Origin of the sequence: Protofrankia symbiont of Coriaria myrtifolia (genome assembly GCF_900634755.1) — a bacterium.
GTDB lineage: Bacteria > Actinomycetota > Actinomycetes > Frankiales > Frankiaceae > Protofrankia > Protofrankia coriariae.
In genome coordinates this window covers 1-24,471 of record NZ_CAAAFS010000016.1, presented here as the reverse complement: position 1 = coordinate 24,471, position 24,471 = coordinate 1, and the positions used below count along the sequence as shown (strand labels likewise).

The 24,471-nt window shown below is 68.7% G+C and carries 16 protein-coding genes and 2 pseudogenes; 12 read left to right on the top strand and 6 right to left on the bottom strand.

Annotated features, from left to right (window positions below; genetic code table 11):
* Positions 1-272 precede the first annotated feature (272 nt).
* Positions 273-1,610, bottom strand: coding sequence for an alkaline phosphatase PhoX (locus CM1CMNOD_RS00690; protein ID WP_013871763.1), 1,338 nt, complete (start codon positions 1,608-1,610; stop codon positions 273-275).
* A 1,234-nt stretch (positions 1,611-2,844) separates the two neighbouring features.
* Between CM1CMNOD_RS00690 and CM1CMNOD_RS00680 the strand changes: the two genes are divergently transcribed.
* The 7 genes from CM1CMNOD_RS00680 (at position 2,845) to CM1CMNOD_RS00650 (ending at position 12,349) form a co-directional block, all read left to right on the top strand.
* The gene (locus CM1CMNOD_RS00680) at positions 2,845-4,677 is read left to right on the top strand and encodes a hypothetical protein (protein WP_013871761.1); all 1,833 of its coding nucleotides are present in this window, start codon (positions 2,845-2,847) and stop codon (positions 4,675-4,677) included.
* A 42-nt stretch (positions 4,678-4,719) separates the two neighbouring features.
* A complete protein-coding gene (locus tag CM1CMNOD_RS00675; RefSeq protein ID WP_013871760.1) occupies positions 4,720-4,983 on the top strand; it encodes a hypothetical protein in 264 nt (87 codons plus the stop codon).
* Positions 4,980-5,723, top strand: coding sequence for an alpha-ketoglutarate-dependent dioxygenase AlkB (locus CM1CMNOD_RS00670; protein WP_013871759.1), 744 nt, complete (start codon positions 4,980-4,982; stop codon positions 5,721-5,723). The genes CM1CMNOD_RS00675 and CM1CMNOD_RS00670 overlap by 4 nt, the downstream gene beginning before the upstream one ends.
* A 75-nt stretch (positions 5,724-5,798) precedes the next feature.
* Positions 5,799-6,890 (top strand): phosphotransferase enzyme family protein, encoded by a 1,092-nt coding sequence (locus tag CM1CMNOD_RS00665; protein ID WP_013871758.1) that lies wholly within the window; start codon positions 5,799-5,801, stop codon positions 6,888-6,890.
* A 109-nt stretch (positions 6,891-6,999) separates the two neighbouring features.
* Positions 7,000-7,590 carry a methylated-DNA--[protein]-cysteine S-methyltransferase gene (locus CM1CMNOD_RS23485; protein ID WP_013871757.1) on the top strand — a complete coding sequence of 197 codons (591 nt, stop codon included), beginning with the start codon at positions 7,000-7,002 and terminating at the stop codon, positions 7,588-7,590.
* A 909-nt stretch (positions 7,591-8,499) separates the two neighbouring features.
* A complete protein-coding gene (locus tag CM1CMNOD_RS00655; RefSeq protein ID WP_013871756.1) occupies positions 8,500-10,080 on the top strand; it encodes a helix-turn-helix domain-containing protein in 1,581 nt (526 codons plus the stop codon).
* A 301-nt stretch (positions 10,081-10,381) separates the two neighbouring features.
* Positions 10,382-12,349 carry an FAD-dependent oxidoreductase gene (locus CM1CMNOD_RS00650; RefSeq protein WP_013871755.1) on the top strand — a complete coding sequence of 656 codons (1,968 nt, stop codon included), beginning with the start codon at positions 10,382-10,384 and terminating at the stop codon, positions 12,347-12,349.
* Between the two features lie 62 nt (positions 12,350-12,411).
* On the opposite strand, the gene CM1CMNOD_RS00645 is transcribed toward CM1CMNOD_RS00650, so the two are convergent.
* A complete protein-coding gene (locus tag CM1CMNOD_RS00645) occupies positions 12,412-12,852 on the bottom strand; it encodes a hypothetical protein (RefSeq protein ID WP_050803268.1) in 441 nt (146 codons plus the stop codon).
* 714 nt (positions 12,853-13,566) lie between these two features.
* Between CM1CMNOD_RS00645 and CM1CMNOD_RS00640 the strand changes: the two genes are divergently transcribed.
* Together CM1CMNOD_RS00640 and CM1CMNOD_RS00635 are read left to right on the top strand one after the other, a co-directional pair.
* Positions 13,567-14,091, top strand: coding sequence for a peptidylprolyl isomerase (locus CM1CMNOD_RS00640; RefSeq protein WP_013871753.1), 525 nt, complete (start codon positions 13,567-13,569; stop codon positions 14,089-14,091).
* 112 nt (positions 14,092-14,203) lie between these two features.
* On the top strand, positions 14,204-15,280 hold the full coding sequence (locus tag CM1CMNOD_RS00635; RefSeq protein WP_237702931.1) for a rhomboid family intramembrane serine protease: 1,077 nt from the start codon (positions 14,204-14,206) through the stop codon (positions 15,278-15,280).
* A gap of 20 nt (positions 15,281-15,300) precedes the next feature.
* Here the strand turns inward: CM1CMNOD_RS00635 and CM1CMNOD_RS00630 are convergent, their stop codons facing one another.
* The gene (locus CM1CMNOD_RS00630) at positions 15,301-15,909 is read right to left on the bottom strand and encodes a PH domain-containing protein (protein WP_013871751.1); all 609 of its coding nucleotides are present in this window, start codon (positions 15,907-15,909) and stop codon (positions 15,301-15,303) included.
* A gap of 239 nt (positions 15,910-16,148) precedes the next feature.
* Here CM1CMNOD_RS00630 and CM1CMNOD_RS00625 point away from each other — a divergent pair.
* Positions 16,149-18,146, top strand: a pseudogene (locus CM1CMNOD_RS00625) (glycoside hydrolase family 15 protein).
* A gap of 322 nt (positions 18,147-18,468) precedes the next feature.
* Here CM1CMNOD_RS00625 and CM1CMNOD_RS00620 read toward each other — a convergent pair.
* Positions 18,469-18,729 carry a cell division protein CrgA gene (locus tag CM1CMNOD_RS00620; RefSeq protein WP_013871750.1) on the bottom strand — a complete coding sequence of 87 codons (261 nt, stop codon included), beginning with the start codon at positions 18,727-18,729 and terminating at the stop codon, positions 18,469-18,471.
* A 581-nt stretch (positions 18,730-19,310) separates the two neighbouring features.
* On the opposite strand from CM1CMNOD_RS00620, the gene CM1CMNOD_RS00615 reads away from it, so the two are divergent.
* Both CM1CMNOD_RS00615 and CM1CMNOD_RS00610 read left to right on the top strand, forming a co-directional pair.
* The gene (locus CM1CMNOD_RS00615) at positions 19,311-21,149 is read left to right on the top strand and encodes a long-chain-fatty-acid--CoA ligase (protein WP_013871749.1); all 1,839 of its coding nucleotides are present in this window, start codon (positions 19,311-19,313) and stop codon (positions 21,147-21,149) included.
* A 100-nt stretch (positions 21,150-21,249) separates the two neighbouring features.
* A complete protein-coding gene (locus CM1CMNOD_RS00610) occupies positions 21,250-21,897 on the top strand; it encodes an aminodeoxychorismate/anthranilate synthase component II (RefSeq protein ID WP_013871748.1) in 648 nt (215 codons plus the stop codon).
* Between the two features lie 28 nt (positions 21,898-21,925).
* Here CM1CMNOD_RS00610 and pknB read toward each other — a convergent pair whose 3' ends face one another.
* Both pknB and CM1CMNOD_RS00600 read right to left on the bottom strand, forming a co-directional pair.
* Positions 21,926-23,848 (bottom strand): Stk1 family PASTA domain-containing Ser/Thr kinase, encoded by a 1,923-nt coding sequence (gene pknB, locus CM1CMNOD_RS00605; RefSeq protein WP_131771998.1) that lies wholly within the window; start codon positions 23,846-23,848, stop codon positions 21,926-21,928.
* Positions 23,832-24,471 (bottom strand): annotated as a pseudogene (locus CM1CMNOD_RS00600) (serine/threonine-protein kinase); the annotation flags it as partial. The gene pknB and the pseudogene CM1CMNOD_RS00600, both read right to left, overlap by 17 nt.

The window sequence follows — 24,471 nt, the reverse complement described above, 5'->3', positions numbered from 1 at the left end:
CTACAGGATTTTGTCAAATGCAAAACAAGAACTCGAAGGAAGGGGCGGGAAAGATCGGAAGGAAGGCGTGAAGGGCCGAGGACCGCTCCGGGCCCCGTCTGTACGACCAGCTGGATCGTGGCGTGGTCGCAGGTCGGAGAGCTGCTATAGATCTTGGCTGGAGAGTTCCGCGTAACCCGCACCGGTGACGCCGTGGCGTTGTCGTGTCGCTTCGGCTCCGACAACGCCACGGACAGGACCTCTACCTCTGTCGTGTCTGCCCTCCTGCTTGCCTATCTGGCTCGCCAGGGGCCGGTGATCGCGATGGTCAGGCCGTCGACCTGGGCGTTGGCATACAGCCATGTGCCGTCCGGGGAGAACGTCACACCGGCCCACTCGCCGTCGGAGTGGGCGTTGCGTGCCAGCGGGTAGACGGTGCCGTCGTCACCCACGACGGTCAGGTAGTTCTCACCGTCGCCGTCCTCGGCGAGCACGATACTGCTGCCGTAGGGAGAGATGGTGATGTTGTCAGGGCCGTCGAAACGCCCGCCCGGGGCGATCCTGACCACCAGTTCGATGGTCGACTTCCGCGGGTTGAACTCCCAGACCTGCCCCTCGTGCACACCTGCCAGTCCGGAGCTGGCCTTGGCATAGCTGGAGACGATGTAGGCGCTTGTCCGCTCCCAGAAGATTCCCTCGGCCTTGGATACGCGGGTGACCGCGTTGCCGGCGAACTGCTTGCGGACCGACGTGGTCGTCGCGTCCGGATCGGGCACGTCGACCCAGGTGACCGGCAGTGTGGTGCCGAGTTCGGTGAACACGGAGAGATCGGGTACGCCGGCCACCGCGAGCGCCTGCAGCTTCCCGCCCGCCCGCAGGCTGCCCGGGCCGCCCAGCGGCTTCGCAGGCAGGAACCGGTAGATCAGCCCGAGCGGCGAGCCCGCGTCCTCGGTGAGATACAGGATCCCGGTCTTGGGGTCGACCGCGACCGCCTCGTGCGCAAAGCGTCCGAGCGCTTTCAACGGGACGGCCTCGGCGTCGTTTAGGCGGCCCTGGGGGTCCACTTCGAAAACGTAACCGTGCCTCTTGGTCAGGCGGGCGTCATCGGCCGGAGTCAGTTCGGTCTCCTCGCACGACAGCCATGTTCCCCAGGGGGTGTTGCCGCCGGCGCAGTTACGGATCGTTCCGGCGAGGCTCGCCACCTGCGAGAGCAGTTGGCCGCCCTCGACCGTGACGGTGGTGGTGCCACCCGCGGCACCCGGGTCGTAGACGATCCCGGGCAGGTGCGGAACCGGGTCCGTCGCACCCGGGGAAAGCTCGTGGTTACGTACCAGTACCGCATTGTTGCGCTTGCGTCCGGGAAAGGCGAACGAGCCGTCCGGGAGTCCCGGAAGTTTCTCGCCCGTCTGCAGCGTGTCCACACCGGCTCGGGAGAGAACCTTGTACTGGAAGCCCTTGGGGAGATCGACGATTTTTGCGGGGTCGGGGATGAGCTCCCCATAGCCGTGGAACCCGTTCGGCGCCGCGGCCGAGGCAGTCCCACCGAAGATCGAACCGACCGCTCCTGACAACACGAATCCCAGACCCGCCGTTCCGGTACCGGCGATGACCTGGCGACGACTTACAGACATGGGTACTTGTCCCCTCTTTGAAACACCGGGTCCGCACGTTTGCAGACCCATATGGCCACGAGGCGACACCCAGCCGAACGGCAGTCGACCACTTGATCGATGTATTCCGCCGGATACTGATTGTAGGGGTGGTTTGGTGTTATCAGAAGTTCATCGGAAATTCTGCTTTTCGGGAATGTCGGATTCTGTTCGCGACCCGCCGGGGGGCCACCGGACCCGCTCCTTCCGCGGACGATGCCTGCCATGAACCTGCCATGAACCTGCCACGAACTCCTGCTCGGATCGTCCCGCTCCGCATGTGCGGCCGCCGGTCAGGTCCGGACGGATGCGACCGGAAACGCGATCGTCCACGCTCCGCACGCGCGGGCCGCCGGGGCCGTGCCCTCGCGACCGCTGTGTCGGTCGTCATGTGGTTTTCCGCGCTTCGTGGTCGAAACGAGGCCTTCGGGCCTGCCAGTGCGATGATGGCGCTGGCGGTCGCCCCGTTCGCCAGGATGATCGTCATTTCGTTGGTGAGCAGGCCATAGCTCAGCCACAGAGTCACCCCCAGCCCGAGGATGCCCAGATAGGTCCAGGAGATATCCCTGGCGGACCGTGTCCGCCAGGACCGCAGAAGCTGTGGCAGCCAGCATCCCGTCGTCAAGGCGCCTGCCAGCAGACCCAGTATCGTCATCCGCGTCCCCTCCCGTTGTTCCGGTCGAGGATATAGGGGCCTGCTGGACGTGCTCTAAAAGAAAGGTGTTCACTGGCTGACTGCCCCCTGACCGTGCTGGTCGTGCTGTGGCCTGACCTGCGGCTGTGTTGTTTGTGCGCTCGAGGAGCGGGCGTCCTGTGATGCTTGTCATAGCGCTCCATACGCGCTCTTGTGCCGACGCGCGGACGAATCCGTGTACCCGCGGTAGCCGATATCTCGATGTCGTCAACGCCGAATGTCCGCTGCCTGTCCGCTGTGCGGGATGCTGTCGTCGAGTGTACCCGAGCGGCTTCGCCGTGACCATTCGGTGGAGCCATGAACATTTGGCAGGGGTCGCCAAATGTTTTGGCATGAAATCCTTGGCGGAGGGGTGCGCGCGGCCGGTTCTCGCGTTACCGTTCATATGTCCACGTTGGTCGCCTGGCTTCGCCCCTGACCCGCCGGAGTGATGGGCATGTACGTGCAGATCGACTGGCCGTTTACAGACTGCTGCAACTGGCCCGCATATTCTTCTGGTCGTGGGTCGAAATGAGTCGGCCCGTGGGCTGGGACGTTCTCGGCCTGGACGCCGATCCGGCGCCGGGTGACCCCTTTGCCGTGTGGGATCTCGAGCGCCGGCTCCTGGAGTTCGCCGCGGACGTAGAATGTGCCCGCGGCCAGGTCGTTACGCTGACCGCTGACGGGGCGGCGCGGTCCTGGCTGGGGCGGGCCGGCGACGCCTACCGAGACGAGCACGGTGAACTCCCCGGGCAGTTGCGCACGCTCGAGATGTCCCACCGCATGGTCGGGGACGCACTGAACGCCTACAGGCCGGTCCTGGAGACGGCACAGGCACAGGCGGATGCCGCGCTCGCGAGAGGCCGGGACGCCCATGCCCGCCGGGACCAGGCCCGGGCGCTGGCCGCTCTGGCACGGAGCACGCTGATTTCCGCGTCGCCCGTGCTGGCCATACCTGCCCCTGTATCTGACCCTGTCATACCTGGCGTGTCCGGCGCGGTCGCCCCGAGCCTCCTCACAGGCCCGGTCGAAGTGCCTCCACCTGATCCGGCCCGGGTCGCGCGGGCGATCCGTGACCGTGACGTGGCCGTGGCCCATCTCGAGCAGGCGAGAAAATCCTTCCAGGACGCGCAGGCCGACCTGGATATGGCCTGCCGCCTCGCCTCGTCCGCGCGGCAGATGCGGGAGGATGCCGCGACGATCTGCGCGGCCGCGATCCGTGCAGCTTCCCGGGCGGGAATCCGGAACAGGCCCCGGCATTTCTGGGAGGCTCTGACAGAACGGGCCGGGCGGTTCTGGAACGCGGCTGTCCGGGTCGCGAAAATCACCGTTGCCGTCCTGGGCGTGGTCGCGCTCGTCATCGGTGGGCCGGCCGCGTGGGTGGTGCTCGCCGCCGCGCTCGTGGTCCTTGCCGACACCCTCGCCCGGTATGGTGCCGGCCGGGCGTCCCTGGGGGATGTCGGGCTCGCGTTGCTCGACTGCGTTCCCGGCAGCAGAGGGCTTGTCACGCTCGGCGGACTCGCTCGCGGCGTCCGTGGCGCCGGCCAGGTCCTGCGCGGGGGCCGGCTCCTCACACGCTCCACGCCGGCAGCCAGCGGTACTCGCCTTACGTCGTTGGCCGCCGAGATCCGAGGCTCCGGGGCACGCACCAGTAGGTCGGCACGGAAATTTCCGGCCCGGAATCCGTCGGCGGGTGAGGGCACCGCGGATGCTGGCAGCGTGCTGCCCACCGTCGACGGCGCGGTCACCGGTCGGGCGGGTGCGGTGGGGTGGGCCGGCGACGGAGGGCTCACGCTCACCGCTGAACAGAACGCCGCCGTGGATCGTTTCCTGGCTCAGGCCGCCGGGGCGGAACCAGATATTCGTGTGCCATTATCATTACTGGTGGCACGTCAACCAGACGCCGAGCTGGTGGGTCTTGACCAGGCGTTGAAATTCGCCGACTCCCTGAAACGGAAGGCCGCCGTCACATTGCTCAACGCCCCCAACGTCTCGATCGGCGAGGCACTCGCCCGTATCCGGGACTCGATCCGCTACACCGTCCGCCTACCCGCGGACACCTACAGCGGAGCGGTGCGTGACATCGTGACGAGCCTGCGTTCCCATGGTTTCGAGCAGATCGACTTCAAGAACGGATGGGGAGGCGACGGCTATCAGGGGATCAATTCGACCTGGCGCGATCCGGGATCCGGCCGGGCATTCGAGCTGCAGCTGCACACCGCTGACAGTTTCGACGCAAAAACGATCACGCATGCACTGTACGAGCAGGCCCGGTTACCCGGCACCAGCGCGGCGCGTCGAAGCGAACTGGACGCGGAACAGAACGCGGTCTTCGCCCGGGTACCTGTTCCGGCCGGCGCCGTGGATCTGACGTAGGGAGTGGAGACGCAGGGAGTGGATCTGACGTAAGGAGCCACGGTGAGCCGGACGACATACTATTTCGCGACCAATCCGCTGATTCCAGGAAAAGGGGTGATAAGCATCTTCCGTCGCCGGAACGGTACGCTGCCCGCGGACGAGGTGTTCTCCCGGGACGGACGATGGCACACGACCGACTACCTTCGTCTCTACCGGCTCGGGCATGATGACGACGACCTTGTCGAGGTTTCCGAGGCGGACGCGAACACCCTCATCGACACGTGGACGCGCGCGTGGGGACTCGTCGACAGGGAGCGGACATGACATCCGATTTCCCAGCCCCAGCCGGGACGTCCGATCCTGGGCCGGACGCTTCCGTCGGGACGGCTGGGGAGGGCGCCCGCGGTACCAGCCTGATCGCCCCGGACGCCACCTTCGAGCGGATTCAGCTGGATGACCGTTCCTGGATCGACGTGGCGCGTAACTGGATGACCGGCGCGGAGCAGCTCTACGCCGAACTGGCCCGCACCCTGCCGTGGAAACAGGGCAGCGTGTGGCGTTATGAGCGCTACCTGGAGGAACCGCGGCTCACCGCGTGGATCGCCCGTGGCCGGGTGGTGCCCTCTCCTGCCCTGCTTGAGGCCTACCGCGCGTTGCGCCGGCGCTACCAGGTTGATTTCGACGGGTTCGGATTGTCCTGGTACCGGGACGGCAACGACAGCGTCGGTTTTCATCGGGACCGGGAGATGCGCTGGCTCGACAACACGGTGATCGCGATACTCACGACGGGTGCTCGCCGGCCGTTCCTGGTGAAGTCCCGCCATGTGCCTGCCGGGCGGCGGATTCTGAACGACGACAGCGACGCCCGTGATCTCGCTCCGGGTCCGGGTGACCTACTTGTTCTCGGCGGACGTTGCCAGGCCGACTGGCTGCACGCCGTACCCAAGGTGCCCGAGGTGGTGGAGGGGCGGATCTCTGTCCAGTGGCGGTGGACGTCCCGGACAGGCCCACCGGAGCGAGGCCCCGGCTACGGGGCGCCGCGTACCTTCTCCCGCCCCCGATGACCTCCCGCCCCCGATGGACCTGCCCGTTCCCGCCGGCTGCCGGACGGGAACCGCCGCCTGATTACGATCAGCGCTGTGCTTCCCGACCTCGGGTGGCCTGGCCTCGACCGGGCGCATGCGCTGGCCGAGCGGGCGCTCACCTCATATGATCTTGGTTCTGCTCCTACCGTCAGTTTGCTGGGAGTTTCGGAGAACATCACATACCAGGTGGACGACCTGGCCGGGGGCCGCCGATGGGCGTTACGGCTGTACCGGCCCGGCTACCATCCGCTTGAGGAGATCATTTCGGAGCTGGCCTGGATCCAGGCGCTGCGTCACGACGGTGTCATCCGTACACCGCCGGTGGTCCCGAGCCGGGACGGAGAACTGGTGACGGTGATCGCATATGATCCATCCGTTCTGGGAGCACGGTCAGCTGGTTTTGGTGAGCCGCGCTATGCGGCGCTCTTCGAGTGGGTGCGGGGATCCTCGCCGCACCCGTCGGACGCCGTGGGTCTCCTACGTGGGTTCAGCGCGCTGGGTGAGATCACGGCGCGGCTACACCAGCATGCCCGCGCCTGGCGGCCTCCGGCTGGCTTCACCCGGTTCGCCTGGACATGGCGGACGACCCTCGGATCGCAGGGTCGGTGGGGGAGCTGGCAGGACGGGATCCGTATCGTCGCCAACGGCGATCAGAACGGGCTGAAGGTGATCGACAGTGACGGGATCGCCGTCCTGACGCGGGCGGTCGAGGAGATCCGCCGCAGGATCGAGCGGTTCGGTACCGGCCCGGACCGGTTCGGTCTCGTCCACGCGGACATGCGCCTGGCGAACCTGCTGGTCAACGGGCGGTCGGAGGAACCCACGGTCATCGACTTCGACGACTGCGGGTTCAGCTGGTACCTCTTCGACCTGGCCGCATCCCTGTCCTTCATCGAGCATCGGCCCGAGGTGGGTGACCTCGTCGAGGCCTGGCTCGCCTCCTACCGACGGCACGTGCCCGTGTCGGCCGAGGAGGAGAGCATGATCGCAACGTTCGTCCTGTTGCGCAGGCTGCTGCTGGTGGCCTGGCTGGGCTCCCATCCGGAGGCGGACGCGGTTGCCAGCGTTGCCGAGTACGCGACGACGTCCTGCGATCTTGCGGATGACTACCTGAGTGGATCATGTTCATCGCTTCTTCGGCCATGAGCATGCGATCTTCGCACACATCCCGTGCTGTTGTGACCCAGTCGTTTCCCCCTGTAGTAGCCGAACGGTAGCGTCAGTCCCCGTGGAGGGCGTTACCCGATATGCAAGGATGGGCTCCCCGTTGGGGCCGTTGCTGCTCGCTGGTGATGATGTTGGCCTGCGCGCGATCCACATGGGGGAGCCAACAGCGGGGTCCCGGTGGCCGGATGCCATCGAGCCGGATCCGGCGTCCCTGCGGGACGTGATCGAACAGCTTGAGGCGTATTTCATCGGTGATCTGCTTACCTTCGACGTCCCACTGCATCCGGTCGGCACACCGTTCCAGCGCGCGGTGTGGGAGGCGGTGGCGGCCATCCCCTACGGCGCGACCAGCAGCTACGCGGAGATCGCCAAGGCCGTCGGACGGCCGTCGGCCTTCCGCGCGGTGGGGCTCGCCAACGGCCGCAACCCGATCCCGATCATCATTCCGTGCCATCGCGTGATCGGTTCCAGCGGCTCTCTGACGGGTTACGCCGGTGGCATCGGCCGTAAGCGGCACCTTCTCGATCTCGAACGTCGCACCCTTGGCCGCGGCTACCAGGCTGATCTCGGGCTCGCTACTCTCGATTCCGGAGATCTCGACTCCGCCGAGCTCGGGCCGCGTCGGTCAGCCTCGGAAGAATCGATCATGGCTGTCCCGTCGCCTCGGACCGCGACGTAAACGGTTGTGCGTCAGGGCTGGGCGGCAGGACCCGACAGCCGCTGAATCGATCATATTTTCGTTGTGTAGCGTTTTGTTTTGTACTTCTACAGGATGCGGTTGAGATATTGTGCGGCTCGCTCCGACCCTTGGCGCGTCCGATTCGTCGATCTTTGGGGTTCGTGACCCGATCGCTCGATGTATCCTTTTGGGTATCCGATGATTTTGTGGTGTTCGGGACGCTTCGTCGCCGACAGGGGATCGTCTCGACAGGCGCTGCTATCCGCCTCCCTCTTTGCGTGGATGGTTGGGATGACCGCCAAAAGAAATGAATCAGTTACCCAATTTTGACACAACGACTTCGTGAAGTTGTGTTGTCCTCGTGTGGCGATGGTGGCCGGCGGGCACCTCGTCGTTCTTGCTGACGGAGTACCTTGCTTGAACGCGGATCGAACGATGTCGGCGGGTCCGACAATAGGATCTTGGATCGAGGAATGAGGGTGGGGGCGTGCATCCGGGCCCACCGGATCAGCTTCCGGGCCGCTGGATCAGCGTGACTGATCCAGTAGGAACCCCGGAATCGGTGGGAACCCCGGAGGCACCGGTAAATATGATCGTGTCACTTCTGACCCGACGGTGACGGAGGAATCCGGGCCGTCGGTGGCGCACCGGGAACGCGATCGTTCCGTCTTTGGCCCGGGGCGTATCTGATGGATGTTGGTCGTCTGGGCGCCGCTCGCGCGACCGGGTATCCATCGGACACGCCATAGGTCGAGGCGTCCGCCGTCACGTCGGACGCTGCCTCTGGCGACGTGGCATGACGTGATGTGACATGGCGTCTCCGGTGATGTGGAGTTCCCGGCGGGAAGCTCTCCGCTGTCAGCTAGGGACGCGCTGTTTGGTCGGTACCAACTGGGCGGAAGGAGGAATGTGGCCGACAACACACGGGTGCCGGATGCGAAGGGCTCAGCCGGCAGGCAGCTTGCTATCCCTGGCGTGCTGGTACTCATGCCCACACCCGATTCCGGTACACCAGTGGCGGATCCCTCGGCCTGGCAACGCGCGGTGCTGCGCTCGCGCCTCCCGCGCGCCGCCAAGCTCGTCGCGCTCGCGCTTGCCAGCCACTGCGGCGTCCGTGTTGGCGAGCCGGTGGTCCCGGGCCTGGACGAATCCATCGCGGTCTGCTCTCCGGGGCTGGTGACGTTGGCCTCCGAGACCGGCTACAGCCGTACCCACGTGCAACGACAGATCAGGCTGTTGCGGGATCTGGGCTGGCTGCTCGGGCTGAGCCGGCCCGCCGTTCGCCGGCCCGCGAGCTTCGCGCTGACCATGTCCGGCCAGGTCCGCACGGGCACACCCGCGGCGGCAACAGCGGTGGCAACAGTGGCAGCGGCTGGTACGTCGGTAGCGGCCGACTCGGCCGCCGCGGCCAGCACGGCCGCGCCGTATCCGGCGGGCCAACGAGCCGACGTCATGCCGGCCGCCGTGACACCTCGTCGCCGCCGGGCCGGTCTGCGGCCTGCCTCGGACCGGCCGAGCGCCGCCGCCCGACGCCGCGCCCGCATCACGGGCGCCGCCATGGCCAAGGCGCTGATGGTGGTCGGGGACAACTCCGTGGTCACCGCGTCCGTCCCCGCTGGTTCCTTCTCCGCGGCCGTGTCTCCGGTGCCCCCTCCCACGAGCATGACGGCGTCACCTTCCGTTACACGGTCCGGTGCCGTCTCGGCTGTGGACACCTCGTCCACGGCTGGTGCGGGGGCAGCCGGGAGCGCACAGCCCGAATTCCCCGAGAGCGCCCAGTCCGGGAACGTTCACTCCGAAACCGAGCAGCCGCCCGCGAGCGGGCAGAGCGGGACCGCGCCGGACGAGGCTGTCGCCCCGGACGGGGTCATCCCGGTGATCGGGAGCCAGCCGGCTGGGATCGCATCGGATGGGATCGCACCGGGTGCAGCCGTGTGGGCCGGGGCGGCGCCAGCGGACGGGAGTGGGCAGGCCCCCGTGGGAAGCAGCCCGGCCCAGCCCGTCTCCCCACGGCGGCTGGTCGCCGAAGCGGCCGAGCAGGTCGTCGCCACGCTCGCCCGGGCCATCCGACGTGACCCGCAGACCCTTGCCGTCGCCAGGGACCGGATCGTCCACATCCTTGCCGCCGGCTTGTGGAACGCGGCGGAACTGGCCATGCACCTGGTGGACACCGTGGGCTCCAGCGCTGGAGCCGGCCGGGTGGACGACCCCGTCGACCATGTGTTGCGGCGTCTGGACCATCTGCCGGCGTCGTCCGCGGAATGCCTGTGCCGGTCGTGCCGGTCGTGGGCCCCGGCACCTGTCGCCGCTGATCACCGTGCCAGCCCGGCCGCTCCGGCTGCGGCCGCACCAGCGCAGGCCCCGTCGCCTGTGGCCATGCCGCGGCAGGTCCCGTCCGGACTGCCAGAACTTGCCGCGATAGAGCAGGCCGCGGCCGCCGGAGCCGCGCAGGCCCGTACCCGTCCACATCGCGCCACCGGCGCTGCTTAGGGCAAGCCCCGCTCGAGCACTGTTGATGCTGGCTGGAACATCGGCTGGTTCGCCGTCGGCGGAGGTGTTGCCTTCGCGGCCGATGCGGTGATGATGAGAGACCGCGGGTCAGGGCCTGGACGACCACACCCGCGGCGGTCGTCCCCGCCCGGGAAGCCAACTCCGGGGGCGGAGCCCGTTCGGGGCCGGAGTCGTCCGGGTCCGCACAGGCTTCCATACGGGCTGGGGAGGGTTCCGCTGAAGAGGACCCGCGCGGACGACGATCTCTTGGGCGCGGGATACATGTGGTGGGGGTGAGCGTATGTCCGGTGGCGGTACGAGCGGCGGCGTGTCCGGCGCCGACGGCACGGCAGCCCGGAGCGCGGCGAGCCGGGGCCGGTTCCGCCGCCGCGAGGGGGCTCGCGCCGGGTCGGAGAAGAGCGAGCCCGCTGTGGCGGCCGGGCGCTGGCTGGCCGGGCGCTGGCTGGCCGGGCGCTGGCGGCCGCCGGTCCTTTCTCGCGCCAGATCGGAAGAGTCGCCTCGCGCCGGGGCGGAAGAGAGAGCACCCGCGGGCGCGGACGCCGATGTGATCGTGATTGGTTCCGGATTCGGTGGCAGCGTCGCCGCGCTCCGACTCGCGGAAAAGGGGTACCGGGTCGTCGTTCTGGAGGCCGGCCGCAGGTTTCCCCCCGACGCGCTGCCCCGGACCAGTTGGAACATCCGCCGTTATCTGTGGGCACCCCGGCTGGGCTGCCACGGATTCCAGAAGTTCACCATGCTCGGCCGTGTACTCGTACTGTCCGGAGCCGCTGTCGGTGGGGGCTCGGTGGTGTACGCGAACACGCTCTACCGTCCGCTGGAGGCGTTCTACACCGACCCGCAGTGGAGGCATGTCACCGACTGGCGCGAGGAGTTGGCGCCTTACTACGACCAGGCCGAACGCATGCTCGGGGTGGTGCCGAACCCGACGGTCACCTACGCCGACGAGGTGTACCGGGCGGTCGCCGAGGAAATGGGTGTCGGGCACACCTTCAAACCGTCGAACGTGGGTGTCTTCTTCGGCCGGGACGGCCGGAAGGAACCCGGTGCGGAAGTCGGGGATCCCTATTTCGGGGGTGCCGGGCCGACCCGCACCGGATGCCGTGAGTGCGGCGAGTGCATGACCGGTTGTCGTTGGAACGCCAAGAACACCCTTGACCACAACTATCTCTATCTGGCCGAGAGGACCGGCGCCCAGGTCTTTCCCGACACCGAGGCCACCACCGTGCGCCCGCTGCCCGACGGCGGCTACGAGGTGGAGACGGTACGTACCGGATCCTGGGTTCGCCACCGACGGCGGACGTGGCGGGCGCGCCAGGTGGTGTTCGCCGGCGGGACGCTCGGTACCGTGCGGCTCCTGCTCACGATGCGGGACACCAGGGTGCTGCCAGCGCTTTCGGCGCGGGTCGGCGTGCTCACCCGGACGAACTCGGAGTCCATCATCGGCGCCACCAGGCTCCATCCGGACGAGCGGATCACCAGGGGGGTGGCGATAACGTCGTCCTTCTATCCGGCCGCGGACACCCATGTCGAGCCCGTCCGATACGGCCGGGGCAGCAACGCGTTGGCCCTGTTGGCCACCCTCATGACGGACGGCGGCCGGCGGATACCACGATGGCTCACATTCGTCGGCGAAGCGTTGCGTCATCCGTTTCTGTTCCTCTACGCGCCGCTGCCGTGGCGCTGGTCGGAACGCACCATGATCTCGCTGGTCATGCAGTCCCGGGACAACTCGCTCACGGTTGTCCGTCGGCGGGGCCTGTTCGGCGGGCACGGGCTGACCAGCAGGCCGGGGCACGGCGAGCCGAACCCGACCTGGATTCCGGCCGGTAACGACGCGACCCGGCGGATCGCCCGGCGTATCGGTGGTTTTCCCGGCGGCACACTGACGGAGATTTTCGATATTCCGTTGACGGCGCACATCCTTGGTGGAGCCGCGATCGGGGATTCTCCGTCCAGCGGGGTCGTCGACCCCTATCAGCGGGTGTTCGGATATGACGGTCTGCATGTCGTCGACGGGGCGGCGATATCGGCCAATCTCGGCGTCAACCCGTCACTGACCATTGTCGCGCAGGCTGAACGCGCGATGGCGATGTGGCCCAACAGCGGCGAACCGGACCAGCGTCCGCCGCTCGGGTCACCGTACCGGCGGGTCCCTCCGGTACGTCCGGTACGTCCGGCCGTACCGGAGGGTGCTCCGGCCGCCTACCGCGTCGGCCTGCCCCTGACCGTCGTCCGCGACCGTGGATGATGCTGGCGTAAGGCCCGGACGGACGCCGTGTCCAGCGCTTCCCGGGATGCTGAGCTACCCGCTCACACTGTTGGACGGGAGCTCTCCGGGTCGTCGTTCCAGCCGATTTCGTCGGGCGATTCGGCTCCAGGACCCCTTGTCGCGGTCGTGTCGTCGGGCCCGGCCTGCTGGGGCTGTCGGACGCCGCCGCGGGCCGCCGCGGCGGCACTTGCCGCGCCCGCGCCGACCAGCAGGATCGCCGTCATGCCGCGTCGCCGGCGGCGGTGTATCCGTTGGAGCTTGTGCTCGGCTCTGGCCAGCTGCTGTTCCAGCAGGTGCTGTGTCTTCTCCGTGTGGGCACGCACTTTTTCCTCCCGGCTGGTGGCTCGTTGGGAACGGGTCCTGTCGATCTGTTGCCCGGCACGTTCGGACATCGTGCTGGCGAGGGTGGCAGCCTGAGTCACCGCTTTGCCGGCACGGTCGGTGACAGCGCTGGACGCGGCCGGGATCTTCTCGGTGGGCACGTGCCCGGCCGCGCTGGAAATCCTCTCCGTCAGCGACCGGGCAACCTGGGCCTGTCGAGCCCGCCCAGTCCGCTGGGCCTGCTGGGCCCGCTGGGCCGGCCCTCCGGGTGTCTCGGCCGCGGAGGGGTCCTGGCCGCCTCGGGTTCGGCCTGTCAGCGGTCCGAAGCGGCGTTCCGCGGGCGTTTCGGTCGCGGAAAGATTGTGACCACCACGGACCCGGCTCACCATCAGCGGTCCGAAACGAAGCCCCGCAGGCGTTTCGGCCACGGAAGAATCGCGACCACGCCACCGTCTGCTCTCTCGTTTGTCGCTCATCGGCTTCCCTTCGTGCAACTCGCGTTACGGTCTGCTGAATCTGTCCCTACCCACAATTGAGCTAAGCACAACCAGTGTACGAATCGTGACAAAATATTCGCTCCTGGCGTATCGCTGGATATCGCCAGGACGGATCTGTCGGTGCCCGCAGGGGCGAGTGCGAGCCCGGCAGGGGCCGGCGGCTCTACCGGCCCCTGCCGGAACGCGGCGTACACGACCGATCCCATGTGGCCGCTCCCGCGCGATCGGTCGCGCGCGGCTGGCCGCATACGGCCGGACGCATACGGCCGGACGCATACCATCAGCGGAGCATTCCCAGCACGGCGATCGTTGGACCTGCGACGCGACATTCGGCGCCACCGGCGATCAGCCGCTACCGGTACGACGGAAGAGAGGCTCATGGCCGAGGAGCTGTACGCTACACTGAAGACTACTCAGGGTGACGTTGAGATCCTGCTGTTCAAGAACCACGCGCCGAAGACGGTGGCGAACTTCGTTGATCTCGCCACGGGCAAGCGGGAGTGGACCGACCCCCAGACGGGTGAGAAGAAGAAGGCACCGTTGTACGACGGCACGATCTTCCACCGGGTGATCCCGGGTTTCATGATCCAGGGCGGTGACCCGCTGGGTACCGGCCGCGGCGGCCCGGGATACAAGTTCGCCGACGAGTTCCACCCGGAGCTGCGCTTCTCCCGTCCGTACCTGCTGGCGATGGCGAACGCGGGCCCGGGGACGAACGGCTCCCAGTTCTTCATCACCGTGGCGCCGACGAACTGGCTGGACCGCAAGCACACCATCTTCGGCGAGGTCACCAACGGCACCGACATCGTCGACGCGATCAGCAAGGTGCCGACCGGGTCCCAGGACCGCCCGGCCAGCGACGTCATCGTCACGCAGGTCGTCGTCGAACGCCGGCAGGCGTAGCGGCCAGCGGGAACGGGAAGGCGGACGGGGAAGCGAAGGTGTCGGGACCGCTGCGATGAACCCACCCTGGTCGAGGCCCGCGGAACCGGATGTCCCGGATCCCCGCCGGGCGGTGGATGCGGGTGCCGTCCGGGCGCCCGGCCCGCGTCGGCATCAGCTGCCTGGGCAGTACCACGCGTCCGGGCAGCCACCGGAGCCGGCCGGCTGGCGGCCCGCGGATGGATCCTCGGATCCCTCCGACGGCTGGACGCCGGACGCCCTCTCCGCCACCGGCTCCCGGCCCACGGGCCCGCCGGATCGGGGGCCGGCGGCGCATCCTCGTCCCGCTCCCTACTGCTACCGGCACACCGACCGGGAAACCTACGTCTCCTGCCAGCGGTGCGGGCGCCCGATCTGCCCCGAGTGCATGCGTCCGGCGGCCGTCGGGTTCCACTGCCCGGAGGAGGGCGCCGCGGCGTCGCGCCGTGGCGCTGCCTCCCGGCGGCCGATCACCTCGTTGGGCGGCCGGGCCAGGATCAGGCATCCCGGGCTGATCACCCAGCTGCTCATCGGGCTCTGCGTGGCCGCGTACGCCCTGCAGGGGCTGCCGGGCCTGACCGGCAGCGGCCCCGACAACACCTTCACCCTGGACTACTCCCTGTACGGTCCGGGCATAGCGGCCAACGACGAGTACTACCGGCTGCTGACCGCGGCCTTCCTGCACGCGGGCGTCCTGCACATCCTGTTCAACATGTACGCGCTGTACCTGCTCGGCTCCCAGCTTGAGCAGATCCTCGGACGGGCGCGTTATCTAGCCCTGTTCGTTGTCTGCGCCATCGGTGGCAATACGCTCAGTTATCTGATCAACGGCTGGAACACGTTCTCGGTCGGGGCGTCCACCGCGGTGTTCGGGTTTTTCGCGGCGTACTACGTGATCGCCAGACGGCTGCGCGCCGACACCTCGGCGATCCTCATCATTGTCGGCATCAACCTGATCATCACGTTCACCATCGCCAGGATCGACAAGTGGGGCCATATCGGCGGGCTCGTGGCCGGGCTCGTGGTAGGGGTGATCTATGCCTATGTGCCGGCGCGCCGCGGGTGGGTACAGGCGGTCGCGGTGGGCGCTGTCCTTGCCGCGCTGTTGCTCGCCGCGGTCCTCCAGACATCCGCGGTGACGTCGACGCCGCTGTCGGCGATCGTCCAATAGCGATCCGGCGATCCGGCGGGTCAGCGCAGGCGCAGGCGGATCTCCTCCACCGTCTCGGCGATCCGTTCGGGCTCGGCGCCGAGCTGGCGACGGCTGAGCATGACCGGGCCGTCGATCGTCTCGACCGTGAGGACGCGGACGTGCACAGCGCGACGGTTGTGCGTCAGGGTGCCGGCACGCACCCGTAGTACGGCGGCCCATGGCAGGTGCCGCCGGTGGATACCGTCCACCAGGTCGACCCCGCCCTGATCCACGCGCAGCGCCGGCCGGGCCAGGGCGTCCCGGCCGGCCAGCAGCAACAGCCCCACCCCCGCGACCCCGATCAACAGCCGGCCGGGACGGTCCAGCGACCCCAGGTGGGCGGCGAGCGCACCCACGGCAGCGACCGCGAGCAGGAACGCGCCGGCGAGGGCATACCCGGCCACCCGCCACCAGGGCGGCGACCAGGCGTGCGCGCCGGCGTCACCGGCACGGCCGGCGCCGGTATCGCCCGCATCGGTACCGGCACCCGCATCGGCGCCGGTACGGGTGCCGTGGGCGTCGTCGGCGCCGGTACGGCCGTCGTCGGCGTGCCGTGGGCCGATGATGTCCCGGCCGGCGAAGTCGTCATCCCGCATGTCACCCAGCACAGCACATCCTGCGGCACATCCAGCGCCGCCGCCCGCCCGCGCGGGCCGACCACCGCCCGGCCTGCATTGGGTCGATCTTCATGACGATTACTATCCGCTTTTTCGCCGTCGCTTTGGATGATGGTCTGGCCTGTGTACCGCACCCCGCTGCCGGGGCCTGCGGCCGGAGAAGGAGAAGAGCGGACGTGGCCTCGTTCCAGACAGCGTTCCAGACCGGGTTCCAGACCGGATTCCAGACGGTGTCGCCGCCCACCCGGCGTAGCAGCGTCAGTCCGTTTCCGCCCATTGCCGAATACGGCTTTCTCTCCGACTGTGAGACCACATGTCTGGTCGCCCCGAGCGGCAACATCGAGTGGATGTGCCTGCCGCGTCCGGATGATCCGTCGGTGTTCGGCGCGATCGTCGACCGGTCGGCGGGCGGTTTTCGGTTCGGTCCGGAGCGGACGATGATCCCGGCCGGGCGCCGGTACCTGCCGGGCACGAACATCCTCGAGACCACCTGGCAGACACCCAACGGTTGGCTCATCGTCACCGACTGTCTCATCGTCGGACGTTGGCATCGCACCCAGCAGCGGTCCAACACCCATCGGCGTACCCCGACGGACTGGGACGCCGAACACGTCCTGCTCCGGCTCGCGCGCTGTGAGCACGGCAGTGTCGATCTCGCCCTGCTGTGCGAGCCCAACTTCGACTACGGCCGCCGGCCGGGGAGTTGGGCCTACGAGGACGCCGGTTACGGCAGCGCGGTCACCGTCCCTGGCGGCACGGGCCGGGCCGGCGACGCCGTGCCGGCGAGAGGTGGGCCGGACGACGGCCGGCGCGGCCCGTCGGAGCGGCCCGGCCCACGGATCCGTTCGCATCCCGACCTGACCCTGCGGCTACGGACGGATCTCCGGCTGGGCTTCGACGGCCGCCGGGCGCACGCGAGGACCACCCTGGCCGAGGGCGGGACGGCCTTCGTGGCCCTGACCTGGCGGGCCAGTGACCCCTTCCTGCCCACCAGCTACGCGGAGGCGACCGCGGCTGTGACGCGGACGACCGCGTTCTGGCGGCAGTGGCTCTCCCGCGGGGTCTTCCCGGACCATCCGTGGCGTGGGCATCTGCAGCGCAGCGCGCTGGCGCTCAAGGGCCTGACCTACGCCCCGACCGGGGCGCTGCTCGCGGCGTCCACCACGTCCCTGCCGGAGACACCGCGGGGTGAGCGTAACTGGGACTACCGGTACAGCTGGATCCGTGACTCCACGTTCGCGCTGTGGGGCCTGTACACCCTGGGACTCGACTACGAGGCGAACGACTTCTTCTCGTTCATCGCGGACGTCTGCGAGAACGGCGACGACCTACAGATCATGTACGGGGTCGGTGGCGAGAGCCGGCTGGACGAACAGGTCCTCGGGCATCTGTCCGGTTACGACGGGGCGTTCCCGGTCCGGGTCGGCAACGCGGCGTTCTCCCAGCGCCAGCACGACCTGTGGGGTGCGATCCTCGACTCGGTCTACCTGCACACCCGGTCGCGTAACTATCTCTCGGAGCGGCTGTGGCCGGTGCTGGTCAGGCTGGTGGAGACCGCCGCCGAGCACTGGCGGGAGCCGGACTGCGGCATCTGGGAGGTGCGGGGGGAACTACGGCACTTCACCTCGTCGAAGGTGATGTGCTGGGTCGCCGCCGACCGGGGCCGGCGGCTGGCGGCGATGCGTGGGGACGCCAAGACCGCGGCCCGCTGGGCGGCCGTCGCCGACGAGATACACGCCGACGTGTGCGCGAACGGTCTCGATGAGCGCGGAGTCTTCACCCAGTGTTACGGATCGAAGGCGTTGGACGCGTCGCTGCTGTTCATGCCGCTGCTGGGATTCCTGCCGCCAACCGATCCGCGGGTACGCGCGACGATCCTTGCGATCGCCGACGAGTTGACGGTCGACGGCCTGGTGCTGCGCTACCGCGTGGAGGAGACCGACGACGGCCTGACCGGGACGGAGGGCGCCTTTCTCATGTGCTCGTTCTGGCTGACATCCGCCCTGGTGGAGATCGGTGAGGTGGTCCGTGCCAGGCAGCACTGCTAGCGCCTGCTGAGCTTCGCAAGCCCGCTGGACCTCTACGCGGAGGAGCTTGACCCGAGCACCGGCCGGCACCTGGGGAACTTCCCGCAGGCGTTCACCCATCTGGCTCTCATCAACGCGGTCATGCACGTCATCCGGGCCGAGGATGCCGCGGGCGCGCCTGGGCCAACTCCGGTGTCCTGACCGTTGCGTCCCCGGGTGTCCCGGCGCGCCGTGATGTTGCCCGCGGCGGCGTCCCGCCGAAACGGATGTTCACCGGCAGCGATGTTCACCCGTAGCGATATCCACACTGTGGACAACCGTTGGGGATGAATGACACCGGTGGAAGTTCCGCCCGCTCGGCGGCGCGGGCCGCCCGGTGGCCAACCGGATCCTCGGCCGGATCCGCCCGGCGGACACCCGCCGGCGCGGACGCCCGCGCACCCGCGCGGACGCGGATCCACCGAAGATCGACGGATCCGCGGAAGGTCGAGGATTCCCCGGAGAAAGGCCTGCTGGCGAAGGCCTAGCGCCACTGGGTGGAGACGCCGAGGCCGACCACGACGAAACCGAAGCCGATGAGGATGTTCCAGGCGCCGAGGCTGTCCATCCCGGGGATGTCGCCGTTGGAGAAGTAGTAGACGAGCAGCCAGGCGATCCCGATCAGGAAGAGCGCAAGGATCAGCGCGCCCATCCAGGGGGGCGACGGTGGCTTGCGCTTGCGCAACTGGGTGGTCTGGGGTGGTGCGCTGGTCGACTTCTTCTTGCGACGCCGGGAAACGGGCACTTCAGAGCTCCTCGGTGCACTGTATGATCTCCGTGGGCGAAGTGTCACCCGCGCCGCCGGTTGGGCCGGATGGCCGCGCGGGTGCGGATCGCCCGTTTCACAGGGTAGACATCTACTGTGCCGGGACGCGCCGGGGCACCCGAAGGGGTGAAAGTGGATGCTCCCGATCTTCCGTGTTCGCCTCCGGGAACCGGGATTTGGGACAGGCCGGGCAGGCTCGGGGACTTCCGGTGTCGTGGCCTCCCTGCTGCTCGGTGCTGCGCTCGGGGGGCTTCCCAGCCCCAGCCCCGGTGTCCGTGGTGGTTCACGACCGGATCGTTTGCGCTGCGTCCACGCCCGCCACTGGGAGGGACGTGGGCGTGCTCCGTCCGACGGGAACACCGAGTCAGTGACGAAACGTGACAATATCGTCGATACGCTGTGGGCTGCCGTCACGGATACGGCTGTGGACACCGCTGTGGCGGCCATGGAAGCCGCGCGTGCCGGTGATCGGAGAAATCGCGCCTCCCGGGAGCTGTTTCCCTGTCGTTTCCTTGCCAGAATGACGCCCAACCGCAGTCCGACAAGGGAAGGTGTCCGCGATGCCAGGTGGATCGACAACCGAGCGGGAGACCGGCACGCTCGAGACCGTCACCTATGCTGACCGGCCGTGGCAGTCGTCGTACGCTGACGGTGTCCCCGCCGAGGTCGAGATCCCCGATATCACGCTGGGTCAGATGTTCGAGAACGCCGTCGCGGAGTTTCCCGCGAATCCGGCGATCTCCTTCTTCGGGACGACGCTGACCTATAGCCAGCTTCGCGAGTATGTCGACGCGTTCGCCGGTGGTCTGGCGAAGCTCGGTGTCGCCGCCGGTGACCGGGTGGCGCTCATTCTGCCGAACTGTCCGCAACACGTGATTGCCTTCTATGCCGTGCTGCGGCTGGGCGCGGTCGTGGCCGAGGCCAACCCGCTCTACACCGAGGCCGAGCTGACCCACCAGCTCTCCGACTGCGGAGCCGAGTACGTGGTGTGTCTGGACCGCGCCTACGCGGTGGTGGAGGCGGCCCGCCGCTCCGGCCGGACCAGGGTTCGCGAGGTGATTTCCACGTCGATTCCCGACTTTCTGCCGAGAAAAGACCAGTTGCTGCTGCGGCTGCCCATTCCACCGGCCCGCCGGAAGCGTGCCGAAATCGTGACGGAGCTGCCCGTCGGCGCCCGCGCCCACGCTTTCCTCGACGTGTACCGCGGCGGCCGGGCCGCGCCGGTGCGGATGTCGGTGCCGGTGGCCACGTCCGATGTCGCGATCCTGCTCTACACCACGGGGACGACCGGTCCGGCCAAAGGTGCGATGCTGACCCATCGTAATCTCGTCGCCAATGCTGTGCAGTGCCGGGCGTGGTTCGCCGACGCGCAGGTCGGGCGGGAGGCCGTCCTCGCGGTCCTGCCGATGTTCCACGCGTATGGGCTGACATTGTGCATGACGGTGGGAATGCTGATCGGCGGGCATGTTGTGCTCGTACCGAAATTCGACGTGACCCTGGTACTCGACGCCATCGCCAGGCACCGTCCGACCATTTTCCCGGGCGTGCCACCGATCTACCGGGCGCTGCTGGACGATCCCCGGTCGAAGAACGTCGACCTGACCTCGATCCGAGGGTGCATTTCCGGTGCGATGAAGCTGCCCGGTGAGCTGCAGCGGCAGTGGGAGGGCGCGACCGGTACCCCGGTCGTCGAGGGCTACGGCATGACCGAGGCGTCCCCGGTGACCCATGCCGGTCCGTTGCGCGGCCAGCTTCGCCCCGGCTGGATCGGCCTGCCCTTCCCGTCCACCGAAGCGAAGATCGTCGACCTGGAGGACAACACGCGGGAAGTGCCGGTGGGGGAGCCCGGAGAACTGCTCATCCGTGGCCCGCAGGTGTTCGCCGGGTACTGGGGGAACCCGGAGGCCACCAGGACCGTGCTGAGCGACGACGGATGGCTGTCCACCGGTGACGTCGCCCGGATGGACGCCGCCGGCTGGTTCGAGATCGTCGACCGGAAGAAGGAGCTCATCATCGCGGGCGGGTTCAACATCTCGCCCAACGAGATCGAGGATGTGCTCGCCGGGATTCCCGAGGTTGCCGAGACCGCGGTGATCGGTATCCCGGACGCGTACCGTGGCGAGACGGTGAAGGCGTTCCTGGTGCTGCGGCCCGGTACGTCGCTCACCGTCGACGAGGTGCGGGTGTACTGTTCCGAACGGCTCTCCGCCTACAAGGTCCCGAAGATCATTGAGTTCCGGACGGAGTCACTACCGAAGATCGGGATCGGCAAGGTGCTGCGCCGCGCGCTGCGTGACGAGGAGCAGGCAAAGGCCCAGCGGCAGGCCACCGCTGACGGGCCGGCTGCCGCTGACGGGCCGGCTGCCACCGACGGGCCGGCTGCCACCGACGGCAACTGACCGACGGTCGCCGGCCCGGGCGCTCACGGGCCGGTCACCGCCACATCCCGCGCCAGGATCCACCGGATCCCGCGGCGGATTCGGTGGTAAGAGGAGAATCATGCGAATCCTGGTGGTCGACAACTACGACTCGTTCGTGTTCAACCTGGTGCAGTACCTGGGCCAGCTCGGAGCGGACAGCGTCGTCCGCCGCAACGACGAGGTCGACGTCGACGAGCTGACCGCTCTCGGCGTCGCCGGGGTGCTGGTGTCACCCGGCCCGGGCACGCCGGAGGCGGCCGGGGTCAGCGTGCCGATGATCCGGGCATGCGCGGCGGCCAGCATCCCCATGCTCGGGGTGTGCCTGGGGCATCAGGCCCTCGGGGTCGCCTTCGGCGCGGCGGTCGGCCGGGCACCCGAGCTGCTGCATGGCAAGACGTCCGTGGTGCGCCACCGCGGGGTCGGGGTGCTCGCGGACCTGCCGTCGCCGTTCATCGGAACCCGTTACCACTCGCTCGCCGTGGACCGGGCGACTCTCCCGGCTCAGATCGAGGTCACCGCCTGGACCGACAGCGGTGTGGTGATGGCGATGCGGCACCGGACCCTCCCGCTGGAGGGCGTCCAGTTCCACCCGGAGTCAGTGCTTACGCAGGGTGGTCATCTGCTGTTGGCCCGCTGGCTGTCGGTCTGCGGGGACGACGCCGCGCTGTCGGCCGCGCCGACGCTGTCGGCCGAGGTCGAGACCCTCCGCCAGGCGGCTTTCGCCTGACGGAGGGATCAGAGCAGGCAGGGGCCCGTCAGCCGAGCAGGCCGCCGAGGCCGCCGCCGGTGGAGCTCGGGTTCGGCGACGGTGTCTTGCTCGGAGTCGCGCTGGCGCTCGGTGACGGTGTGGGCGTCTGGGTGTTGATGGCCTGCTGCTGGGAGACGTAGAGCGTCACGGTCGACCCGCGGGCCGCCGAGCCGCCGCCGGGGCTCTGGGAGACGACGGTGCCCGTCGGCTTGCTGCTCGCGACGGCCTGCTGGACGACCCTGAAGCCGTAGCGCTCCAGTTCGGACTTGGCGGGGTCGACAGGCTGGTCCGTCACGTTCGGGACGGTCGCCTGCGTGCTCACCACGTAGATGATCACATCGTCACCAGGAGCCACCGACGTGCCTGCCGCCGGGTCGCTGGACTCGACCAGTCCGGCTCGGCGGGTCGTCGCGTCGGTGAAGGCGGAGGTCTTCACCGTCAGCCCGGCCTCCTTCAGCTTGGCGGTGGCCGCGGCCTGGGTCAGCCCGGCCACGTCCGGAACGGCGAGGTCACCCGGCCCCTTCGAGATGCTGAGGGTGATCGGCGCGCTCTTCGAGGCGGCGGTGCCCGGGGCCGGGTCGACCTCGACCACCAGGTCCTTCGGCTCGTTGTTCTCGACGACCTTTGAGACGATGTTGGTGAAGCCGGCGGAGCTCAGGCTGTTCTTGGCCGTCTCGAACTTCTGCCCGATGAGGTTCGTCGGGATCGTCGCGGTGTCGGCGGTGGTGTCGTCGCCGTTCCCGCCCCCGCCGCCGAGCATGTTGGTCGCGATCATGGTGACGACGACGAACACCGCCACCACGGACAGGCCGGCGAGAATGTACTTCCAGGCGTCCGAACGTCTTTTCTCCGGCAGCGGCCCGCTGTCGCCCCCCCCGGGGCCGCCGAAGCCGGCCCGGTCGTAACCGCCCGTCCCGTAGCCGCCGGTGCGGCCGTAGGGGTCGTCCGGACCGTCGTCGTAGGGGCCGCGGCCGCGGGAGATCATGTGTGTCCCCGCGGTGACCGCGGGTGAGGCGCCCAGCCGGGTGGTGAGCTGGTCGCTGTCGAGCTGGGGGGCGTAGATGGGGCGGCCGGCCAGGGCCCGCTCGAGGTCGTCCCGCATCAGCCCGGCGGTGGAGTAGCGGTGGTCGGGATCCTTCTCCATCGCCTTGAACACGATCGCGTCGGCGTTGGGCGTGATGGCGCGGTCGTGGCTGGACGGCGGCTGAGGATTCTCCCGCACGTGCTGGTAGGCGACGGCCACCGGTGAGTCGCCACGGAACGGCGGCTGCCCGGTCAGCAGCTCGTAGAACAGCACACCCGTCGAGTAGACGTCGCTGCGCGCGTCCACACGGACGCCGCGGGCCTGTTCCGGCGACAGGTACTGGGCGGTGCCGATCACCGCGGCGGTCTGCGTCATGTTGGACGTGGTCGCGGTGGTCGCCCGGGCGATGCCGAAGTCCATCACCTTGACCGAGCCGTCCTGGCACAGCATGACGTTGGCGGGCTTGATGTCCCGGTGGATGATCCCCATCCGGTGGCTGTAGTCCAGGGCCGCGCACACGTCGGAGGTGATCTCCATGGCCCGGCGTTCACTGAACCGGCCCTCCTGCTGGAGCACATCCCGCAGGGTGCGGCCTTCCACGTACTCCATCACGATGTACGGGACGGTCGTGCCGTTGATCAGATCCTCGCCGGTGTCGTAGACCGAGACGATCGCCGGGTGGTTCAGGGCGGCCGAGGACTGCGCCTCGCGGCGGAAGCGGGCCAGGAAGGTCGGGTCCCGGGCGAGGTCGGCCCGCAGCGCCTTGACCGCGACCTCGCGGCCGAGGCGGACGTCCCGGCCGCGGTAGACCTCGGCCATGCCGCCGTACCCGAGGACCTCGCCCAGCTCGTAGCGCCCGCCCACCAGGCGAGGTTCGGTTCCGAACGCCTCAGTCACGACTGCCACCCGTGCTCGCCTTTCCGCTTCCCGGGCCGGTACCCGCGGACGCTTCCCGGACATCTGGCCCGGTTGCGGCCGTGTGGCCGCCCAGGCCGCCGGTGGTCCGGATGCCGTCCGTGACACCGTCGGTCCCGGTCGTACTGTCACCGGTGACGATGCCATCCTCGGATCCGGGTCCGTGCACCGCCCGGGTCAGGGCCGGCGCGCCTTCGGATGATCCACTGGATCCGGCGATCGACCGGGTGACCAGCGCGGTGATCGCAACTGCGGCGATCAGTAGTGCTATCAGTACTGGAAGTGATAGCCGTCGCCTGCCCGCGGACGCCGGGCCCCCCGCGGCCCGGCCGCGCGGGCGTCGTCGCCGGGCCCCCCGCGCGTCCGACGGCGGCAGCGCGGAGGTCGGGCGGTTGCCGGGCGGCTGGAGCCGGGCGACGTTCGTCGGCCGGATGTCCGGTCGGCTCGCGGTGTCGTAGCCCGTGTTGTAGCTGGCGTCATAGCCACCGGCCTCGTAGCCGGTCTCATAACCGGTGTCGTAGCCGGCACCGGAGCTCGCACCGGCATAGCCGGCCTCCCGGTGTCCGGGGGGCGGGTAGCCGTCCGCCGGGTATCCGCCCCCCGGACACCGGGAG

Bases quoted from the DNA above. Each gene is read 5' to 3' on its own strand.
- CM1CMNOD_RS00640 (WP_013871753.1), top strand. From the start codon at position 13,567: ATGGCCGAGGAGCTGTACGCTACACTGAAGACTACTCAGGGTGACGTT.
- CM1CMNOD_RS00610 (WP_013871748.1), top strand. From the start codon at position 21,250: ATGCGAATCCTGGTGGTCGACAACTACGACTCGTTCGTGTTCAACCTG.
- CM1CMNOD_RS00615 (WP_013871749.1), top strand. From the start codon at position 19,311: ATGCCAGGTGGATCGACAACCGAGCGGGAGACCGGCACGCTCGAGACC.
- CM1CMNOD_RS00670 (WP_013871759.1), top strand. From the start codon at position 4,980: ATGACATCCGATTTCCCAGCCCCAGCCGGGACGTCCGATCCTGGGCCG.
- CM1CMNOD_RS00690 (WP_013871763.1), bottom strand. From the start codon at position 1,610: ATGTCTGTAAGTCGTCGCCAGGTCATCGCCGGTACCGGAACGGCGGGT.
- CM1CMNOD_RS23485 (WP_013871757.1), top strand. From the start codon at position 7,000: ATGGGCTCCCCGTTGGGGCCGTTGCTGCTCGCTGGTGATGATGTTGGC.
- CM1CMNOD_RS00650 (WP_013871755.1), top strand. From the start codon at position 10,382: ATGTCCGGTGGCGGTACGAGCGGCGGCGTGTCCGGCGCCGACGGCACG.